This is a genomic window from Gordonia sp. PP30 (genome assembly GCF_023100845.1).
Lineage (GTDB): Bacteria > Actinomycetota > Actinomycetes > Mycobacteriales > Mycobacteriaceae > Gordonia.
The window spans coordinates 509948-529394 of record NZ_CP095864.1; the positions used below are offsets into that span (position 1 = coordinate 509948).

The window sequence follows — 19447 nt, forward strand, 5'->3', positions numbered from 1 at the left end:
AGTAGATTGTAAGGCGATCTGCCAGTCATGGTGGGAGGGGGAAACGATGAGTTCGACGACGCCGCGCGGGGTCGCGGGCCTGGAGCCGGTGGCCAACCCGACCCGGCGCGATGCGGTGATCAACGAGATCAAACGCGGCATCGTTCTCGGCACGATCCGGCCGGGGGAGCGGCTGACGGAGTCCTCGCTCAGCGAGGCGCTGCGGGTGAGTCGTCCGACGGTGCGCGAGGCACTGAACTGGATCGCGCAGGAGGGGCTGCTGGTGCAGCAGCCGTACCGCGGTCTGCGCGTCGCCGAACTGGACCCCCGGGAGATCCTGGACGTCGCGCATGTCCGGGTGGCCCTGGACATGCAGGCGATGACCGAGGTGCTGGCGGATGAGTCCGGCGCGAAGATGGCGGCCATCCGGCGGGCGTGGGAGGAGTACCGGCCGCTCGCGGACGATCGGGATCCGATGGTCCAGCACGAGTCGCATGTGGCCTTTCACCGACGCATCTGGGAGGCCGCGGGCAACACCTTCCTGATGAATCTCTGGCCGGCGACCGAGGCGCACATCACCATCTGTCTCGCGCGCGACCAGGCGGCCCGGCACGACCCCGAGCGTGCCCCGCGGGCGCATCGGGCGTTGATGGACGCCTTCGAGACCGGTGATCTCGAAACGGTGCATGCGGCGCTCGTCGTGCACATCATCGACAGTGCCGAGCAACTGGTGGCGCTGATCGAGCAGCGCGAATCGGGCGCCTGAATCCGACCGGAGCCCGCATCGGGCGCAGATCACCGGCTCGGTCGTGACGGTCGCCACCCGGCCGGGCCCGATGTGCCGCACGGCGGACGTGCCCCGTGGGCGCAGGGAGAAACTTCTCCTCCGTCGCGGGCCGAGACGGCACACGGCGGAGGAGAAGCACTCACGACACGGCGTGCGCCCGGTCCGCGGCCTCCTCCAGCTCGGCGTCGAGCAGGGTCCGCTGGACCACCTGATCCATCTCCCACGTGCGGTGTCCGACACGGACCGCCCAGAGATAGGTCAGGACGCCGAGGATCACCACCACCACGATGTCGGTGCCGTAGCGGAAGATCGGCTGCGGCCCGGTGTCGCCGAAGTACGACAGGAACAGCGCGCCGATCAGGGCGACGAGCACCCAGAGGCCGGCGCCGATGAGCTTGCGGCCCTCGGCGTTGCTGATGGCCCACAGTGCGGCGAGGAACGCCACCACGAGGAGCAGGAACACCGGCAGATACACCGCGGCGCTCCAGTGCTTGACGTCGTAGCTCGCGGCGAACAGCCAGCCCGACTGGACGGCCACGACCACCCAGACGACCGTGAAGATCAGCGACAGGGCGCCGGACGCCGCGCGCGGGGGTGAAGCCGGACTTCACCGACGAGTACGACGCGTAGATCGGCAGCCCGATGATCACCACGGTCATCACGTTCACCATGGTCATCCAGCCGGCCCAGAAGCACAGCAGCAGCGAGCAGACGTAGCCCGCGCAACCCCAGAAGGTGCTCGCCGGGACCTTGATCGGCCTCGGCAGTTCGGGCGCGCACCGGGCGAAGACCGCCATGCACGGCCCGGCGATCAGATAGTTGAGCACCAGGGCCGTCGAGACCATGCCGACGAACGTGTACCAGGACGGCACCGGCAGGAACATCAGGAAGCCCACCGCGGTGGTGATGGTCAGGGCCAGCCACGGCACGCCGAACCGGTTCATCTTCTGCACGTTCTGCGGCATCTCGTTGTTGACCGACATCGAGTACAGCGTGCGGCCGCCCAGCCCGACCCAGACCCAGCCGCAGGCCGCCGGGGACAGCACCGCGTCGGACAGCAGAACCAGGGCGAACCAGGAGAACCCGGCCGCGGTCACCGCTGCGAGCAGCGGCTCCGAGGCCCACGGTGAGGTGAACAGCCCGGCCCAGTCGCCGCGGGCGACCTCGGCCTTGCTCCAGTCGATGGCCCCGATGAACGCGGTCTGCAGCAGCGTGTACAGGACCAGCGGGATCAGCAGGCCGCCGATCAGCATGGCCAGCGGGATGTTCTTCTTCGGGTTGATCACCTCGCCGCCGAAGTCGACGATCTGGCGGATACCGACGTAGGCGAACACGATGCCGCCGCCGGAGACCGCGCCGAACACCGCGCCCCAGCCCATCGGGGCGAAGCCGCCGTGCTCGCTGAAGTTGGAGCTGTCGAACGCGGTGAACATCAGGATCACTGTGAGCGCCGGGATCACCAGCTTCCAGATGGTGACCACCTTGTTCGACTCGGTGAGCAGCGTGGCGCCGAAGATGTTCAGCGCGAGGAAGATCAGCAGGACGATCCAGCCGGTGATGATGCCGGTCGGCCAGGCCAGCATGACCGGGCCGTCGCCGGACTGTTTGATCAGGCCGAGATGCTTCCAGTGACCGCCGATGTAGGTCAGCACGGCCTGCGTCTCGATCACCGGCAGTGCGATCACGGCGATCAGGTAGCCCCAGCCGTTGATCCACGACAGGAATCCGCCGTGCGTCATGCGGGGATACCGGACGCCGCCACCGGAGCGCGGGAGCATGGTGCCCAGTTCCATCCACGAGATGCCGATGACGGCGAAGAACACCGCGCCGAGCACCCAGGCCACGATGGCCGCGGGCCCGGCGCGCGACACGGCGGCGAGCGTCGCCAGCAGCCAGCCGGAGCCGACCTGGATGCTGACGGCGAGGCCGATCAGGCTGAACAGTCCGATGGTGCGCTTGAGATGTTTGTCGGCCGCTTCGTAATCGACCTCGACGTCGATCGCCATCTCCCACTCCTTCACAGGAAGGACGAGGCGCCCTTCACCTCGTCACGGCGCATCGGGGTCTCCCCGGCGATGCGTGGTTGTAATGTAGAACACATCGTGAAGATTGTCAGACAAACCCGGGAGTAAGTAGAAGTCGCTCGGTTGTGTCGATGTCGACCGGCCCGGTCAGCGCTGCGCGGTGCGCGTCGCCCACGACTCGACCGGCAGGTATGACGACACCCGGTCCATGCGCCGCTGCACCGCGGTGATCTCCCGGACCGACTCGCCGATCACGGTGCGCTCGATCGGACTGAGGGTGCGCCGGTCGATCACATCGGTCGGCGTCTGGCCGCGTACGATCTGCCCGAGCTGGTGGCGGAGCCGAATCCGCTCGAGGCTCTCGAAGATCTCGATGAGGCGGGTGGCGTCGTGCTGGCGGAGGATCTCCGAACCGGCCGCGGCGGCGAGCCGGCGGGTGGTCCGCAGTTCGGTCGATTCGACGCCCAGCGCGGCCCAACGGGCGATGTTCACGATCGGAAGCAGCGTGCGCTTCTTGATGTCGAAGGTGTCGCCCTTCCCGACCAGCGCGTCGCGGATGGAGCGGCCGCGCGCCCGATGCGAGAGGGACTCGGCCAGCAGCAGTTCCATGGTCCGGGGATGGCGGCGGAAGCCGCCGAAGACCCGGGTGACCTCGGGCAGTGCGAGGTCACCCCAGATCGGCCGGCCGTCGACCAGGATCGAGGCCATGATGGTGGCCTTCTCCTCCTCCGGTGCGGTCAGCCACCGCCGCGCGGCGGCCCGCCACTGCGCGTTGGTGCGCGAGAACGGCGGGCGGTGCGGCACCGCGCCGTGGCCGTCGACACTGATCCCGGCCCGGACCAGCAGCTTCTCCACATCCGTGAAGGCCTCGCGGTAGACGTCGGCCGCTTCGTCGTCGATGTCGTTGCGGAAGGCGACGGCCGCGTCGATGTCGGAACTCGGGACGGCCTCGCGGCGGCCGTTGCTGCCCAGGGACAGCCAGGTGAAGGCGTCGGTGTCCAGGTCGGGGCGGCCGGCGAAGACGAGCGCGATCGCGCGCCGCACGACGGCGTCGACCACGGTGGAGTAGACCGCGATCACCCGTTCGGCGTCCATGCCGCGGTCGGCGAGGTCGGCGAGCATCTCCGGTGCCTGCCGGGCGCGGTCGACCAGCTGCTGCGCGGTCGGCGCCCGGCGGATCTGCTCGTGCAGGCTGACCCCCGCGGTGGTCGGCGAGACGACGAAATCGCTGGTGCCGACCACGCCCCGGAGGATACCGCCGGGATCGGTGACGATCAGGTGGTCGTGCCCGCCGTCGAGCATCGCCAGCAGTGCCTCGGCGGCCGACTCGTCGGGCCGTACGGCGGGCGCCGGATGCACCATCAGGAGGTGCGCCGGGGTGTCGGGTGAGCGGCCCTCGGCGAGCAGACGTGCCCGCAGCAGGGTGTCGGTGAGCAGGCCGTAGGTGCCGTCGTCGGCGCTGATCACCGCGCACGACAGGCTCCGGCCGGTCATGGCGCGGGCCACCTCGTGCGCCGGCGTCGCGGCGTCGACCAGCAGCGGCGGCGACTCGATGAGGTCGTCCACGCGCAGGTACATCGGGGTGCTGGCGGTGATCCGGTACGCCCGGGTGCCGTCGAGCGCGAGGAAGCGTGCCCCGGCCGGGGAGGCGAAGGCGGGTTCGACGAGGGGCGCGGGGATCCGGGCCAGCGTGGTCGGCGTGTTCGCGACGATCCGCGGGCCGACCGGCTGCCCGGCGAGGTAGGCGGAGAATCCGAAGAGTCGTCCGCGCGAGCCCCGTTCGGTGGGCCCCTGCAGCAGCTTCTCGGGGTCGTTCCAGATCGCGACCTCGCCGTCGAGGACGGCCAGCAGGTCCGACGTCGTCTGCGCGAAGGCGTCGAGCACCACCTCCCCGGCCGCGAAGGTCTCGATACTCGCCGCATCGACGGCGCGCGCGAGCTGTTCGGCGCTGAGCGCGTCGAGCGGCGGGAAGGTGGCCAGGTCAGCGGCGAGGGCGGCGTCGTCGGGGGCGGTGGTCACTCCCTCTGTATAGCCGATCGCCGGGGTCAGCGGCCCATGCCGTAGAACTCCGTGTTCGGCCGCATCGAGGTCACGTTCGCCATCCGGTTGGAGAGGCCGAAGAACGACGAGATCGCGGCGATGTCCCAGGCGTCCTCCTCGTCGAGTCCGTGGCGGGCGAGGATCGCGAAGTCGTCGTCGTTCACCGCGTAGGCCTGCTGCGAGACCTTGAGGGCGAAGTCGAGCATCGCCTTCTGGCGGTCGGTGAGATCGGCCTTGCGGTAGTTGGTGGCGACCTGGTCGGCCAGCAGCGGGTTCTTGGCGCGGATCCGCAGGATCGCGCCGTGCGCCACCACGCAGTACTGGCACTGGTTCGGTGCCGAGGTGGCGACGACGATCATCTCCCGCTCGGCCTTGGTGACGTTGCCGGGCTTGTCCATGATCGCGTCGTGGTAGGCGAAGAACGCGCGGAACTCGTCGGGGCGATGCGCGAGGGCCAGGAAGACGTTCGGGATGAAACCGGACTTCTCCTGGACGTCGAGGATGCGCGTGCGGATGTCGTCGGGCAGCTCGTCGAGCGTGGGGACGGGGAAGCGGCTGATCGGTGCGTCGGTCATGTTCACCGGTCTAGCCCCCGGGCGGGCGGTGCGTCAATCGTTCGGGCCGTGCGGGGCGGCGCGGCCGGGGGCGTAGCGTGAAAGCGGCGGTACGGACGGACGACGGAGAGCGGTGACGAGTCAACCCTGGTACACCAGTCCATTGGGGTGGCTCGCCGGACTCGGATCGAATCTCCCCGGATACGACACGGCCATCCGCCTGCCGATCGAGCCGCTGTTCGGGGCGTTGCGCGCGACGCTGATCGGGCGGCGGATCGAGACGACGCTCGGCGGAAGCCCGCTCGCGGTGGTGGTCAGCGACCTGGAAGCGTCCTTCGACCCGGTCAGCACGGCGTTCGGGCAGATCGACGATGTCCTGATCACCAGCGACGACATCGAGTTCGACGGGCTGCGGGCCCGCCGCGTCGAGGTGCGGCCGCGCAACGTGCACACGCGCCCCGGGTTCTCGCCCACGCTGGTCGCCGCGCCGCTCGACGTCCTCATCGAGGCCGACTGGAACCAGGTGCAGGCGCTGCTGCGGCGGCACCTCGGGCGGGTCGACGTGGAGCCGCTCGGCGGGCAGCGGGCACGGCTGCGGCCGACCGGTCATCGTTCCCGGCACGGTTGGCTGGACGTCGATCTTCAGGTGGTGAACGGGCGGGTGGAGCTGCATCCGGCCCATGCCGGCTGGGGCGAGAGCGGCCTGCGCCGCCGGCTGCGCGCGGTCCCGGCGATCCCGATTCCGACCGCGCTGGGCGACGCGGTGCGGATCGTGGATCTGGCGGTCGACCGGGACGCGGTCACCGTGGCGCTGCGCGTCGATCAGTGGTCGATCGGATACGGCAGGCTGCTGTCGTTCTGAGTTGCGGGGCGTAATGGTCTGTCGTTACGGGTCGGTCTGTCGTGCCGCGTCGGCCGGGGACGGCCGCGCGGGCTGACCAGGACCACCTGCGCGACCAGGAGCAGGGCCATCCCGGTCCACCCCGACGCGGTGAGGTTCTCGCCGAGCACCGCGACCGCCAGCACCGTCGCCACGCCGGTTCGAGGAGCGTGAGGGTGGTGGCCGTCGTCGCGTCGATCCCGGCCAGGCCGCGGCTGAACAGGACGTACCCGCCGAACATCGGGACCACGGCCAGGTAGGCGAGGACGGCCCACGACGACGGCGGGGCCGCGGCGAGCGACGCGCCGCCGGCGACGGCGCCGGCCGCGAGCACGACGCCGCCCCCGCCGAGGACGGCTCCGGCGGCCGCGTCGCGCGAGATGTCGTGCGCCATCAGGCGGCGCATCGCCCACGAATAGCCCGCGTACGCGGCGCCCGCCGCGAGACCGGGGAGCACGCCCGCGACCACGTTCCCGCCGGTGCCCGCGCTTCGTGACACACAGAGCAGAGCGCAGCCCGCGACGCCGAGCGCGCAGGAGGCCGCCCATCGGCGGCTGATCGGCCGGGCGTCGGCGACGCGCTCGATCACCGCCGACGCCAGCGGGGCCGAGGCGAGCGAGACCACGGTGCCCAGCGCCACGCCGCCGACGTGCATCGACGTGTAGAAGGCGAGCGGATAGATCACGACGCACAGGGCGCCGAGGGCCGTGACGGAGAGCCGGTCGTGCAGGGCGCGGCGCTCCCGGCGCAGCGCGCCGGCGTTCACGACGGCCTGCAAGATGCCGCCGCCGCCCCTCGCGACCGCGCCGATCAGGATCGGGCCGAGTGTGGGGGCGAACGCCGCGGCGGTGCCGGTGGTGCCCCAGAGGACCGCCGCGGCGACGGTCGCCAGCGCCGCGGCCCGAGAACCGTTCACCGGGCGTCGAGCAGGGAGTCGGCGATTGCCCGGGCCCGGTGCAGCAGCCGTGGATCGCCCTCGAGGCCGGCCCGCGACATTGAGCCCTCCAGAAGGAAGGAGAGGTGTGCGGCGAGTTCGCCCGCGCGGCTCTCGCCGACGAGGCCGTCGAGGTGGCGGTTCAGGAGATGTTCGACGTGCTCCTTGTGGGCCCTGACGGCGGCCCGGCCGGGGCTGCTCGCGGGCAGTTCGGCGGCGGCGTTGAGCAGGCCGCAGCCCCGGAATCCGTGGTCGTAGGCCATCGACGCGTGATCGAGGTAGGCGTCGAAGACGGCGAGTACGCGCTCGCGCGGGGTCCGGGCGGCGGCGAGGCGAGCGTCGTAGAGGCGCGACCATTCCTCGTGGCGCTCCTCCAGGTAGGCCGCGACCAGCTCGGCCTTCGACGAGAAGTTGTTGTAGAGGCTCATCTTGGCGACACCCGCCCGCGCGATGATCGTGTCGATCCCGGTGCTCGCGATGCCGTCGTCGTAGAAGCCGCGCGCCGCGGCGTCGAGAAGTCGCCGTCGTGCGGGGAGTCGGGCCGGTGGGGTCACGATCGCTCACTAGGTAGGTAGGTCTGTCTAGTCGACGATCGCAGGTGTGCTCCGTGCTGTCAACGCACGGGCGCGCGATGCGCCGCCCGGCCTCCCCGCTTCCGCCCGGCCTCCGCGCTTCCGCCCGGCATCCGCGACACCCGACCCCGCGGCGCGACACCCGTGGGGAACGCGACTCCCGCGGCTGTCGCTTCCCCGAGTGGCTGTCGCGGGCCCGTGGCAGGTGTCGCGAACGCTGACGCGCCCGACGCTGACGCCGATTCCTGTCGGGCCTCGCCTCACCGAAGCGGGGGTGCATCCGGCACATCGGGGAAGGGCGCCGGCTGACCCGACCGTGACGTACGAATCCCGTCTCGATCTCGCGACCTCGGTGGATGTGTCCCGGGACGTCGTCGAGGCGGGCGGATACGTCACGGTTGGGACAGCATGTCGCCGAGGGGCCGCGGTCCGCGCCGCGCCGCGCCACCCGGAAGTCATGACGCAGATCACAACCATTCCAAGACTTAAGCGGAACAGACTCAACTCTGGGTTGGTTGAACCCGGTGAGAGGCCGCAGTGAGCCTCATAGACTTGACGCCGGGGTTCGTTCCCGGCGAGTACGACACGAAAGGCGTAGCTAGTGGACAGCTTCACTCCGACCACCAAGACGCAGGCTGCTCTGCAGGCTGCCGTCCAAGATGCGGCCGCCGCGGGGAATCCCGACGTCCGGCCCGCCCACATCCTCGTCGCCCTGCTGGAGCAGGCCGACGGTATCGCCACGCCGCTGCTCAAGGCGGTCGGCGTGGACCCCAAGCAGACCCTGGCCGAGGCGAAGGGCCTGGTCGGCCGGGCGCCGGTCGTCTCCAGCACCAGCGCACAGCCGCAACTGAGCCGGGAGTCGATCGCGGCGATCACCGCTGCGCAGAATCTCGCGACCGAGCTGAACGACGAGTACGTCTCGACCGAGCACCTGATGGTGGGCCTCGCGACGGGCGATTCGGACGCCGCCAAGCTGCTGCAGAACGCCGGCGCCGGCCCGCAGGCACTGCGCGACGCCTTCCAGGCGGTGCGCGGTACGGCCCGGGTGACCAGCGAGAACCCGGAGGACACCTACCAGTCGCTGGAGAAGTACTCCACCGACCTCACCAAGCGGGCCCGCAACGGCGAGCTCGATCCGGTGATCGGCCGCGACAGCGAGATCCGGCGCGTGGTGCAGGTGCTGAGCCGCCGCACCAAGAACAACCCGGTCCTCATCGGCGAACCCGGCGTCGGCAAGACGGCGATCGTCGAGGGGCTGGCGCAGCGCGTGGTCGAGGGCGACGTGCCCGAGTCGCTGCGCGACAAGACCGTCATCTCCCTGGACCTGGGGTCGATGGTCGCCGGTGCCAAGTACCGCGGTGAGTTCGAGGAGCGGCTCAAGGCCGTGCTCGACGAGATCAAGGCCTCCGACGGCCAGATCATCACCTTCATCGACGAGCTGCACACCATCGTCGGCGCCGGCGCGACCGGCGACTCGGCGATGGACGCCGGCAACATGATCAAGCCGATGCTCGCCCGCGGTGAGCTGCGCCTGGTCGGTGCCACCACGCTCGAGGAGTACCGCCAGTACATCGAGAAGGACGCGGCCCTGGAACGCCGCTTCCAGCAGGTGTACGTCGGCGAGCCCTCGGTCGAGGACACCATCGGTATCCTGCGCGGCCTCAAGGAGCGGTACGAGGTGCACCACGGTGTGCGCATCACCGACTCCGCGCTGGTCGCGGCCGCGACGCTCTCCGACCGCTACATCACCTCCCGGTTCCTGCCGGACAAGGCGATCGACCTGGTCGATGAGGCCGCGTCGCGCCTCCGCATGGAGATCGACTCGCGGCCGATCGAGATCGACGAGATCGAGCGCGTCGTGCGGCGCCTCGAGGTCGAAGAGCTCGCGCTGGAGAAGGAGACCGACGCCGCGTCGAAGGACCGGCTGGAGAAGCTTCGGAAGGAGCTCGCCGACGACCGCGAGAAGCTCAACGAGCTGACCGCGCGGTGGCAGTCCGAGAAGAACGTCATCAACGCGGTGCGCGACGTGAAGGAAGAGCTGGAGAACCTGCGCGGTGAGGCCGACCGGGCCGAGCGCGACGGTGATCTGGGCAAGGCCGCCGAGCTCCGCTACGGCAAGATCCCGGCCCTGGAGAAGGAACTGGAAGCCGCGATCGAGAAGACCGGCACCGATCCCGACCAGGACGTGATGTTGCAGGAGGAGGTCGGGCCCGACGACGTCGCCGAGGTGGTGTCGGCGTGGACCGGCGTGCCCGCGGGCAAGATGCTCGAGGGCGAGACCGAGAAGCTGCTCCGCATGGAGGCGCACATCGGTCAGCGCGTGATCGGCCAGGAAGAGGCGATCGCGGCGGTTTCCGACGCGGTGCGCCGCGCTCGGGCCGGCGTCGCCGACCCGAACCGGCCGCTCGGCTCGTTCATGTTCCTCGGCCCGACCGGCACGGGTAAGACCGAGCTGGCCAAGTCGCTCGCCGAGTTCCTGTTCGACGACGAGCACGCCATGATCCGGATCGACATGAGCGAGTACGGAGAGAAGCACAGCGTCGCCCGCCTCGTCGGCGCGCCTCCCGGCTACGTCGGCTACGACCAGGGTGGTCAGTTGACCGAGGCCGTGCGCCGCCGCCCGTACTCGGTGGTGCTGTTCGACGAGGTCGAGAAGGCCCACCCGGACGTCTTCGACGTGCTGCTTCAGGTGCTCGACGAGGGCCGGCTGACCGACGGTCAGGGCCGCACGGTGGACTTCCGCAACACGATCCTCATCCTGACGTCCAATCTGGGCGCCGGCGGGGACCGCGAGCAGGTGATGGCCGCGGTGCGGGCCCGGTTCAAGCCGGAGTTCATCAACCGGCTCGACGACATCCTGATCTTCGAGGCGCTGAGCCCCGAACAACTGGTGTCGATCGTCGACATCCAGCTGAAGGGTCTGGCGAGTCGGCTGGCGCAGCGCCGCCTGACGCTCGATGTCAGCACCGAGGCCAAGGAATGGCTGGGTGCGCGCGGCTACGACCCGCTTTACGGTGCGCGCCCGCTGCGCCGGCTGATCCAGCAGGCCATCGGCGACAAGCTCGCCAAGGCGCTGCTGGCCGGCGACATCCGCGACGGCGACACGGTGCGCGTCGACGTCGACCCGAGCACCGACGCGCTGACCATCGGCTGATCGAGGTCGCCGAACGACACGAGGTCCCCGCTCCGTACGGAGCGGGGACCTCGTCGTCGTGGGTGGGTCCGGCACCCGGAGCGGGCGCTGTTTGATGGGATCGATGGGTCATGCGTGCCTTCGTCCTTGTCCGGAGACGCCGTCGGCTTTATTGTGAATAGTATTCACAATTAAGTATGGCAATCCTAACTAACACAAGGAGATGTGGTGACGACGACGGTGGCGCCCGAGGCCGAGGTCCCGGACCAGATACCCGACGACCCCAAAACCCGGCAGCGCGCGGATGCGCGGGCGCTCAAAGACCTCATGCGGCCGGTCGCGATACCGCTGACCATCGGCCGCCTCATGGCGGTGGTCTCCGGGGTGTTGGCGGTGGTGCCGTACATCGCGCTCGTGCACATCGGCGACGTCCTGCTCGACGCTGCGGCGTCGAACACCGCCGTCGACCGCGGCGAGGTGGACCGATGGATCCGCATCCTCGTCATCACCTTCACCTTGCGACTGGTGATCTACTTCATCGCACTCGGCGTGACGCATTTCGCCGACCTCCGGCTGGGACATCTCATCCGGCAGCGGCTGGTCCAGCGCTTCGCCAAGGCCCCGCTCAACTGGTTCACCGATACCAACTCCGGGCGCGTGCGCAAGGCGCTGCAGGACGACATCGCCACCGTCCACCAGCTGATCGCTCACCAGCCGGTCGACGGCACGCAGGCCATCGTGATGCCGCTCGCGCTGATGATCTATTCCTTCGTCGTCGACTGGCGCTTGGGGCTACTCGCCATCGCGACGCTCCCGCTGTACACGGCGTCGATGGCGATCGGTATGCGCGGGATGGCCGAGAAGACAGTCGAAATGGATAAGAAGCTGGGCATGGTCTCCGCCCGGATGGTGGAGTTCGTGACCGGCATCGCGGTGGTGAAGGCTTTCGGCCGGGTGGGTCGGGCACACCGCAACTATCAGGAAGCGGCAGGCCAGTTCCAGGTCTTCTACTACGCGTGGGTCAAGCCGCTGCTGCGAGTCAGCGCACTGGGTCAGTCACTCCTGGCGGTGCCTCTGGTCTTGCTGATCAATCTCGGCGGGGGAGCCTGGCTGGTACATCGCGGTGACGTCACCACCGCCGACGTGCTCGCGACAGCGCTGATCGCGCTGCTGATCCCGTATGGCATCGAGGTGCTGATGGGCTCCCTGTGGGCGACGCAGATGGCGGGCGCCTCGGCGCGACGTCTCACCGATCTGCTCGACACCTCGGTACTTCGCGATGATGGCCGCCGCTCCGAGCCGCACGGGCACGATGTCGAGTTCGACCACGTCAGCTACTCATACCGGGAGTCGGGCGATGGCGGGCTGGCCCTGGACGACGTGTCGTTCACGCTGCCCGAGGGCACCATCACCGCGCTGATCGGCCCGTCGGGCTCCGGGAAGTCGACCGCCGCGACCCTGCTGGCCCGGTTCGATGATCCGGGCTCCGGCCAGATCCGGCTCGGCTCGGTGCCGGTCGCAGAGATCGACGATCTGTACGCGCACGTCGGCTTCGTCCTGCAAGACCCGCAGCTCCCGGCCATCTCGCTACGCGACAATATCGCTCTGGGCCGCCCCGAAGCTACCGACGAGCAGATCCGGGAAGCGGCCCGCGCGGCCCGGATCCTCGACGAGATCGAGGCCCTGCCGAACGGCTTCGACACCGTCTACGGCGCCGGCACTGGATTGTCCGGCGGGCAGGCGCAGCGTCTCGCGATCGCCCGGGCGATCCTGGTCGACGCCCCCGTGCTGATCCTGGACGAGGCCACCGCTCTGACCGATCCAGAATCGCAGCATCAGATTCAGGAAGCGCTGTCGGAGCTGGTTCGCGGCAAGACGGTGCTGCTCATCGCGCACCGGCCGGAGGTGATCGCCGGCGTCGACCAGATTGTGCTGCTCGACCGCGGGCGCGTGATCGCGACCGGCACACACGACCAACTGCTGGACCAGCCGTCGTACGCCCGACTGTGGGAACCGGCGACCGCTCAGTCGCCCGCCGCCCGGGGAGAGAACCGATGAACCTTCCGCTGATCGATGTGATCCCGCGCCTCAAGCGCATGATCTCCCGGCCGCAGGACCTGCGGCCCGCGCTACTGGCCGCCGCGGCCAGCGGCCTGGCCGAAGGCCTCGCGCTGGCCGCCCTGTTGCCCGCGATCAGCTCGCTGGCCTCCGGCGATCCCGTGTGGGGACTGCGGGTCGGCGGCTGGCTGATCGTCCTCGCGGTGCTTGCGGTGGCCGATTTCGTCCTCATCTACCTGCAAGAAAAGCGAACCTACGGGATCGCCCTCGACTTCCTCCACAGCATCCACCGGCTCGTCGGCGATCAGGTCTCCAAGCAGCCGCTCGGCTGGTTCGCCCGACCGCTGGCGGGGCGGTTGTCGCGCATGGTGTCGTCCGAGTTGATGATGGCCGGCGAGATCTTCGCGCACATGATCGGCCCGCTGATCTCGCGGATCACCTCGGCGGTGGTCATCGTGGTCGCTGCCTGGTTCTGGAATCCGTTGCTCGGCCTGGTGCTGACAGTATCTGCGCCGGTGTTCGTGGCGATCACCCTCGTCTCCACCTGGTTCATGCGCCGTGGCGGCGCGATCTACGAACCGCAGGAGGTGGAACTGGCTGACCGGATCGTCGAGTTCGCGCAGTGCCAGGGTGCGCTCCGCTCGTGCGGACGCAGCGAGCACTTCACCCCGCTCGACGACGCCTTGGCGAACACCTACCGCGCCCGCGTCAAGGCGCTGTGGATCGAGACTGTCGGGCTGATCCTGAGCGGCATGGTGACCCAGGGCGTGATCGTGGTGCTGATCACCGTCAGCGGTTCGTTCGCGGTGTCCGGGACACTGGAGCCGATTCCGGCCCTGGCCTTCATCGGTCTGGCGCTGCGCTTCACCTCGACGCTCTCGGCCATCACCGGGAACGCCATGAGCCTGGAGTCACGACGCCCACTGCTCGACGCGATCGACGAGGTCCTCACCGCCGAGCCGCTGCCCGAACCTGCCGAACCGGCGGTACTCACCGCGCCCGGTACCGTCGAACTCGAGCGGGTGCGCTTCGCCTACGGCGAAGAGCCGGTACTGCGCGACGTCTCATTCAGTGTTCCCGCCGGGACCATGGTCGCCCTCGTGGGGCCGTCGGGCAGCGGTAAATCCACCATCGCGCGCCTGATCGGCCGGTTCTACGACGCCGATGCGGGCCAGGTGCGTGTCGGCGGGGTGCCGGTCGGCGAGCAGACCGGTGAGCAGCTGATGGGCCAGCTGTCGCTGGTGTTCCAGGACGTTTACCTGTTCGACGACACCCTCGAAGCAAACATCGCCGTTGGCCGGGACGGGGCGACCGACGCGGAGATCCGGGAAGCGGGGCGGCTGGCCGGCGTCACCGAGATCGCCGATCGGCTGCCCGACGGCTGGGCGAGCAGGGTCGGGGAGGGCGGGCGCGCGCTGTCCGGCGGCGAACGCCAGCGCGTCGCCATCGCGCGGGCGCTGCTCAAGCGCGCGCCGATCGTGCTGCTCGACGAGGCGACCTCGGCGCTCGACGTGGAGAACGAGGCCAACGTCGTCGCCGCCGTCGAGGAGTTGCGGAAGCAGGCGACGGTCCTGATCATCGCGCACCGCCTCGACACGATCGCGGCCGCCGACCGCATCGTCGCGCTCGACGACGATGGCCGCGTCCAGGCGCAGGGCACGCACGACGAGCTGATCGCCGCCGGCGGCACCTACGCCCGGTTCTGGCACCGGCTGCGCAGCGCGCAGGGCTGGCAGCTCGCCGAGTCGGGGACGCGCTCGGACTAATCTGGTCCCGTGCATGGATCGCCGGAGGGGACGCCGTCACGCGGCGGCGTCCTCGGCGGCCGGCGGGTGGGCCGGAAACCGGCGTTCACCGCCGACGACGTGGTGGCCGCCGCCGTCGCCGAGGGCGTCGACCGCTTCACCCTCGCCGCCGTCGCCCGGCGTATCGGCGTCGTGACCCCGGCCATCTACCGGCTGTTCCCCTCGCGCGACGATCTGGTCGTGGCCTGCCTCGATGCCGCCGCCGCGACCCTCGCGGTACCGGCGGACGGCTCGCCGTGGCGTGACACCCTGCAGCTCTGGGCCGACGAATGCTGGCGGGTCTGCGAGGACTTTCCCGGGCTGAGTCGCCTCGTCTACTCGTTCCCGCCGGCCATGACCAGAGTCGACGACGTTCTCACCGCCTACTCGGCCGTCCTGACCGCGCAGGGCTGCACCCCCGGGCAGGTGCGGTTCGCCCTCGACTTCATCGGCGACACCGTCTTCGCCTCGCACCTCGGTATCGAGTCGATGCGAGCGACCGACGACGACGGCGTGCGCGGCATCGACCGGATGCGACAAGCGATCGGCGAGCGTGCCGTCGCCATGCCGCCGCAGGAGTGGTGGACCGGCCGCGGCGCCCTCGACACCAAGATTGCGTTCATCCTCGCCGGTCTGGAAAGACACTGGCCGGAACTCTGATCCGCGCCGCGATCGCTACCCTGGCGGACATGAGCATTCCTTCGGTCGCCGAGGTCGCCCGCGCCAAGTACGTCATGGTCACGACCTACAAGAAGGACGGCACCGCGGTGGCGTCGCCGCTGTGGGCCGCACCGGACTCGGGCGACCTGCTGCTGTGGACCGTCGCCGACTCGTGGAAGGTCAAGCGGCTGCGCCGCAACAACAACGTGCTGGTTCAGGCCTGCGATGCGCGGGGATCGAAGACGTCCGGGCCGGTCGTGGCCGGCGTCGGCGAGATCATCGACGGCACCGTCGCGGCCCGCGCCATCGAGCGCAAGTACGGCCTCCTCGGGAAACTGACCATCCTGGGCTCGCGCCTCCGCCGGGGATCGTCGGGCACCGTCGGCATCCGCGTCCGCGACGTCGTCTAGCAAATTCTCCGGAGTCGCCGGGGGGCTTCGAGGCTCCTCGGCCAGCGCCTCGTCGCACCTCAGCCGGCGGGCGGGGTCGCTGGTTGAGTCGGGGCGGGTGGGGGCCGCTGGCCCCGCCGGTGACGAGCGCAGCGAGGCTGCCGGTGCCGGGGTTGGAAAGCGCGGCGTCCCAGTGCATCTTGCGGGGTTTCGACACGGAACTCCGCTAACGCTCCGTTCCGGCTCTACCGGCGGGTGCCGGCGCGCTGACCAGGTGCGGCGACCGTTCACACGTCGCAGTCCGGGGTACGCCGGCTGAGCCGGCCACAAACGCCCCGAGTGTCCCGTGTCGACGCTGAGTCCCGGCCGGTCCGCTGTCGGGGGACGGCGCTCGGGCGTGATCCGTCGCGGATCTTGTCGACGCCGAAATCTGTCGCGGAGTCCGGGAGAGATCCGCCAGGATCCGCGACGTCTGTCGACAGCCGACAATATCCGCGACGTCTGGCGTCATCCGCACGATCGGTCCGGGACTTTCGTCCCCACTTCGGAGTGAGCGGGATCGCATTCCGTAGATACCCCATGGGGTATCTAATAATCTGGAGTCTATCCAGAGAAGAACCCGGAAGCGGGTCTGACAGACGGGAAACACCATGACCGAACAGCTCACCACCGACCGGAACGACGCCGCCGCGGCCGCCATGCCCCGCATCGGCGACAAGGCCCCGGAATTCACGGCGGTCACCACGCAGGGCGAGATCGACTTCCCGGCGGACTACCGGGGGAAGTGGGTCATCTTCTTCTCCCACCCCGCCGACTTCACGCCGGTCTGCACCTCGGAGTTCATCACCTTCGCCTCGATGATGGACGAGTTCGCGAAGTACAACACCGCGCTCGTCGGACTGTCCGTCGACGGTCTGTACAGCCACATCGCATGGCTGCGCACCATCCGCGAGAAGATCGAATACAACGGCCACAAGGACATGGAGGTGACCTTCCCGCTCATCGAGGACATCACCATGGACGTGGCCCGCAAGTACGGGATGATCATGCCCGGCGAGGACTCCACCAAGGCCGTCCGCGCGGTCTTCGTGATCGACCCCGAGGGCGTGATCCGCACCATCGTCTACTACCCGCTGAGTCTGGGCCGGAACTTCGACGAACTGCTCCGCGTGATCAAGGGCCTGCAGACCGCCGACGCCTTCAACGTCGCGACTCCGGCCGACTGGCGTCCCGGCGATCCGGTGATCGTGCCGACCGCCGGGTCGTGCGGGACCGCGAAGGACCGGATGACCGGCGACGACGGGCCGATGGACTGCCAGGACTGGTTCTTCTGCACCAAGGAACTGCCGGCGGCAGACGTCGAGAAAGCCATCCGGAAGGGCTGACCGGCCTGTTTCAGGTACCGAGCAGGGTGACGGCCGCCCGCACGTAGGCGCGGGCGGCGGTCACCACCTCCGACAGCGGCACCGACTCGTCGGGCTGGTGGGCCTGTCCGCCGATGTCGCCGGGTCCCATCACCACGGTCGGCACCCCCAGCACACTGCTGATGTAGCCGCCGTCGCACGCCGCGGACCAGCCGCCGATCGACGTCGGCGCCCCGCAGTCGCGGACCGCCTGGGCGACGGCGTGCACCAGCGGATGATCGGCGGGCGTGGTGAAGCCGGGCAGTTCCATGGTCGGCCGCACCTCGACGACGGCGCCGTCGCCGGTGATGCCGGTCTCGGCGATCGCGGTGCGCAGCCGCTGCGCGACCGCCTCGACCGTCTCGCCGGGCATCAGGCGCCGGTCGACGCCGAGGTAGCAGTCGGGTGCGACCACCGCGATGCCCTGGCCGCCGCGGATCAGGCCGACGTTCCAGGTGCCGTATCCGAGCAGCGGGTCGGGCGCGGCGGCGAGCGCCGCCTGATCGTCGTCGAGCAGGCCGATGACGGCGGCGGCCGCGGCGATCGCGCTCACGCCGTCGGACGGGCGCCCCGAATGCGCGGCGCGCCCGGTGATCGCGATGTCCAGATACGACGCCCCGCGGCAACCCCGGACCACCGCGAGCCCGGTCGGTTCGGCGACGATGCAGCCGGCGAACTCGGGGAGCGGGCGGCCGATCAGATGGCGGCTGCCGCTGTTGAGTTCCTCCTCGTCGACCGTCGCGGCGAGGGTGACCGGGCCGGACAGCGCGATGCCGAATTCGCCGGCCCGGGACAGCGCGGCCATCGCGGCCACGGCCGCCGCCAGGCCGCCCTTCATGTCGGCGGCGCCGCGCCCGATGAGCAGGTCGCCGTCGCGGCGCACGGTGAACGGATCAGCGGTCCAGCCGGGTCCCGGCGGCACCACGTCGGTGTGGCCGAGGAGCAGCAGACCCGGGCCGGTGGCCTCACCGGTCGCCGCCAGCACGTTCGGGCGGCCGGGGGACACCTCGTCGAGAGTCACGGAGAATCCGAGATCGCGGCAGGCGGTCGCCAGGACCTGCGCCGCGGCCTGCTCGGTGCCGCCCGGATTGACGCTGGGAGTCTCGACCAAGGCGCAGGTCAGAGCCTCGATGAGGCGGTCGTCGACGGACTCGGCGAGGCGGTCGACCGCGGTGGCGGACCCTGCGTGCATCCTCGCGTATCCCTTCTCTGCCTGGCCCAAGGCCAGTGTCGTCCTCCGGTGCGTGAGCGTTCGATAGTAGGCTATGCCCGATGACCATCGTCTATTTCGTGATTGCGGCCCTCGCGCTCATCGGCGCCGGTGTCCTGCTGTGGCTGGACCGGAGCCGGTCCGAGCACGTGCATCACCAGCGCGCCGTGTGGGGCGAAACGCACTCCTTCGCGTTCCGTGAGTCCGACAGCAAGCTGCGGACCGCCTTCCACCGCGCCGCCATGGACGTGCCCGAGCACGTTCAGGTGCGCGACGTCGCCTACGGCGTCTACGAGGGTGCCGAGGCGGTGGTCTTCGATCTCGAGGAGACCGCCACCGTCGTCGCAGTCCGCCGCCCGGCCGCATCGTCGGTGACCGTCGACCTGCGCTACGAGGACGTCCTCGCTCCCGCGGAGGAAGACGTCGACCTGCTCGGTGCGATGGGCTCGCGCGTGATGTTCGCGAGCAACCTCGACGCCGCCCGCCGGGTCTGTGATCGGCGGATGGTCGCGCTCGCCACCAACGCGCCCGCCTACCTCGAAATCCTGTGGAACGAGGGCAACTGGGCGCTGGGCTCGATGCCGCTGACCACCGACGGCGAGCAGCTCGACGTCGCCCTCGACACGGTGCGGCGGTTCGCCGACCTGCTGCGCGTGCTGCCGCCGGCGATCGACCCGCAGGACGCGCCCGACCCGCGCGACCCGCACGGCCCGATCCGGGAAGAGCTCGCGGACAAGAAGACCGAGTCGCTGCGCGACAATGCCCGCCGCGAACGCCGTCGCCCGGACTCCGACGAGTTCGCCGCGCCCCAGGCCTACCGGCCGGCCCCGCGTCAGGCGCCCCGGCCGCCGAGCCAGCCCGGTATCCCGGTGCCAGGTGGCCCGCGGCCGATGGCCGCTCCGGCGGACGACGACGGCCGCGCCGAGTACCCGGCGTCCCGGCCGCCGCGCCCGGCGCCCTTCGCGCGCCCGGACCGCGACCGCCTCGACCCGCCGGATCTGCCGCCGCTGAGCGGCCCGCGCGACCTCGACTGAACCACT

The 19447-nt window shown here is 70.1% G+C and carries 15 protein-coding genes; 9 read left to right on the forward strand and 6 right to left on the reverse strand.

What is annotated here, in order from left to right:
• Positions 1 to 46: 46 nt before the first annotated feature.
• Positions 47 to 745 carry a GntR family transcriptional regulator gene (locus MYK68_RS02295; RefSeq protein ID WP_247866111.1) on the forward strand — a complete coding sequence of 233 codons (699 nt, stop codon included), beginning with the start codon at positions 47 to 49 and terminating at the stop codon, positions 743 to 745.
• 29 nt (positions 746 to 774) lie between these two features.
• On the opposite strand, the gene MYK68_RS02300 is transcribed toward MYK68_RS02295, so the two are convergent.
• The 3 genes from MYK68_RS02300 to MYK68_RS02310 all read right to left on the reverse strand — a co-directional run bounded on the left by MYK68_RS02300 (position 775) and on the right by MYK68_RS02310 (position 5405).
• Positions 775 to 2772, reverse strand: coding sequence for an APC family permease (locus tag MYK68_RS02300; RefSeq protein WP_247866113.1), 1998 nt, complete (start codon positions 2770 to 2772; stop codon positions 775 to 777).
• A 165-nt stretch (positions 2773 to 2937) separates the two neighbouring features.
• Positions 2938 to 4809 (reverse strand): putative nucleotidyltransferase substrate binding domain-containing protein, encoded by a 1872-nt coding sequence (locus tag MYK68_RS02305; RefSeq protein ID WP_247866115.1) that lies wholly within the window; start codon positions 4807 to 4809, stop codon positions 2938 to 2940.
• Between the two features lie 26 nt (positions 4810 to 4835).
• The gene (locus tag MYK68_RS02310) at positions 4836 to 5405 is read right to left on the reverse strand and encodes a peroxidase-related enzyme (protein ID WP_247866117.1); all 570 of its coding nucleotides are present in this window, start codon (positions 5403 to 5405) and stop codon (positions 4836 to 4838) included.
• A gap of 112 nt (positions 5406 to 5517) precedes the next feature.
• On the opposite strand from MYK68_RS02310, the gene MYK68_RS02315 reads away from it, so the two are divergent.
• Positions 5518 to 6246, forward strand: a complete 729-nt coding sequence (locus MYK68_RS02315; RefSeq protein ID WP_247866119.1) for a hypothetical protein — start codon at positions 5518 to 5520, stop codon at positions 6244 to 6246.
• On the opposite strand, the gene MYK68_RS02320 is transcribed toward MYK68_RS02315, so the two are convergent.
• Both MYK68_RS02320 and MYK68_RS02325 read right to left on the reverse strand, forming a co-directional pair.
• On the reverse strand, positions 6185 to 7180 hold the full coding sequence (locus MYK68_RS02320; RefSeq protein WP_247866120.1) for an EamA family transporter: 996 nt from the start codon (positions 7178 to 7180) through the stop codon (positions 6185 to 6187). The genes MYK68_RS02315 and MYK68_RS02320 overlap by 62 nt on opposite strands.
• Positions 7177 to 7752, reverse strand: a complete 576-nt coding sequence (locus MYK68_RS02325) for a TetR/AcrR family transcriptional regulator (protein WP_247866122.1) — start codon at positions 7750 to 7752, stop codon at positions 7177 to 7179. Before MYK68_RS02325 ends, MYK68_RS02320 begins: the two co-directional genes overlap by 4 nt.
• A gap of 619 nt (positions 7753 to 8371) precedes the next feature.
• Here MYK68_RS02325 and clpB point away from each other — a divergent pair.
• The 6 genes from clpB to MYK68_RS02355 all read left to right on the forward strand — a co-directional run bounded on the left by clpB (position 8372) and on the right by MYK68_RS02355 (position 17179).
• Entirely contained in the window at positions 8372 to 10924 is a 2553-nt protein-coding gene (gene clpB, locus MYK68_RS02330) for an ATP-dependent chaperone ClpB (RefSeq protein WP_247866124.1), read from the forward strand.
• Between the two features lie 207 nt (positions 10925 to 11131).
• Positions 11132 to 12961: an ABC transporter ATP-binding protein gene (locus MYK68_RS02335; RefSeq protein ID WP_247866126.1), complete on the forward strand. Its 1830-nt coding sequence runs from the start codon at positions 11132 to 11134 to the stop codon at positions 12959 to 12961.
• Positions 12958 to 14727, forward strand: a complete 1770-nt coding sequence (locus tag MYK68_RS02340) for an ABC transporter ATP-binding protein (RefSeq protein WP_247866127.1) — start codon at positions 12958 to 12960, stop codon at positions 14725 to 14727. The genes MYK68_RS02335 and MYK68_RS02340 overlap by 4 nt, the downstream gene beginning before the upstream one ends.
• 9 nt (positions 14728 to 14736) lie before the next feature.
• On the forward strand, positions 14737 to 15405 hold the full coding sequence (locus MYK68_RS02345; RefSeq protein ID WP_247866129.1) for a TetR/AcrR family transcriptional regulator: 669 nt from the start codon (positions 14737 to 14739) through the stop codon (positions 15403 to 15405).
• Positions 15406 to 15434: 29 nt separating this feature from the next.
• Entirely contained in the window at positions 15435 to 15815 is a 381-nt protein-coding gene (locus tag MYK68_RS02350) for a PPOX class F420-dependent oxidoreductase (protein ID WP_247866131.1), read from the forward strand.
• A gap of 629 nt (positions 15816 to 16444) precedes the next feature.
• Entirely contained in the window at positions 16445 to 17179 is a 735-nt protein-coding gene (locus MYK68_RS02355; RefSeq protein WP_247866132.1) for a peroxiredoxin, read from the forward strand.
• 10 nt (positions 17180 to 17189) lie between these two features.
• On the opposite strand, the gene MYK68_RS02360 is transcribed toward MYK68_RS02355, so the two are convergent.
• Positions 17190 to 18389, reverse strand: coding sequence for a M20 family metallopeptidase (locus MYK68_RS02360; protein ID WP_247866133.1), 1200 nt, complete (start codon positions 18387 to 18389; stop codon positions 17190 to 17192).
• 80 nt (positions 18390 to 18469) lie between these two features.
• On the opposite strand from MYK68_RS02360, the gene MYK68_RS02365 reads away from it, so the two are divergent.
• Positions 18470 to 19441 (forward strand): TtfA family protein, encoded by a 972-nt coding sequence (locus MYK68_RS02365; RefSeq protein WP_247866134.1) that lies wholly within the window; start codon positions 18470 to 18472, stop codon positions 19439 to 19441.
• Positions 19442 to 19447 lie beyond the last annotated feature (6 nt).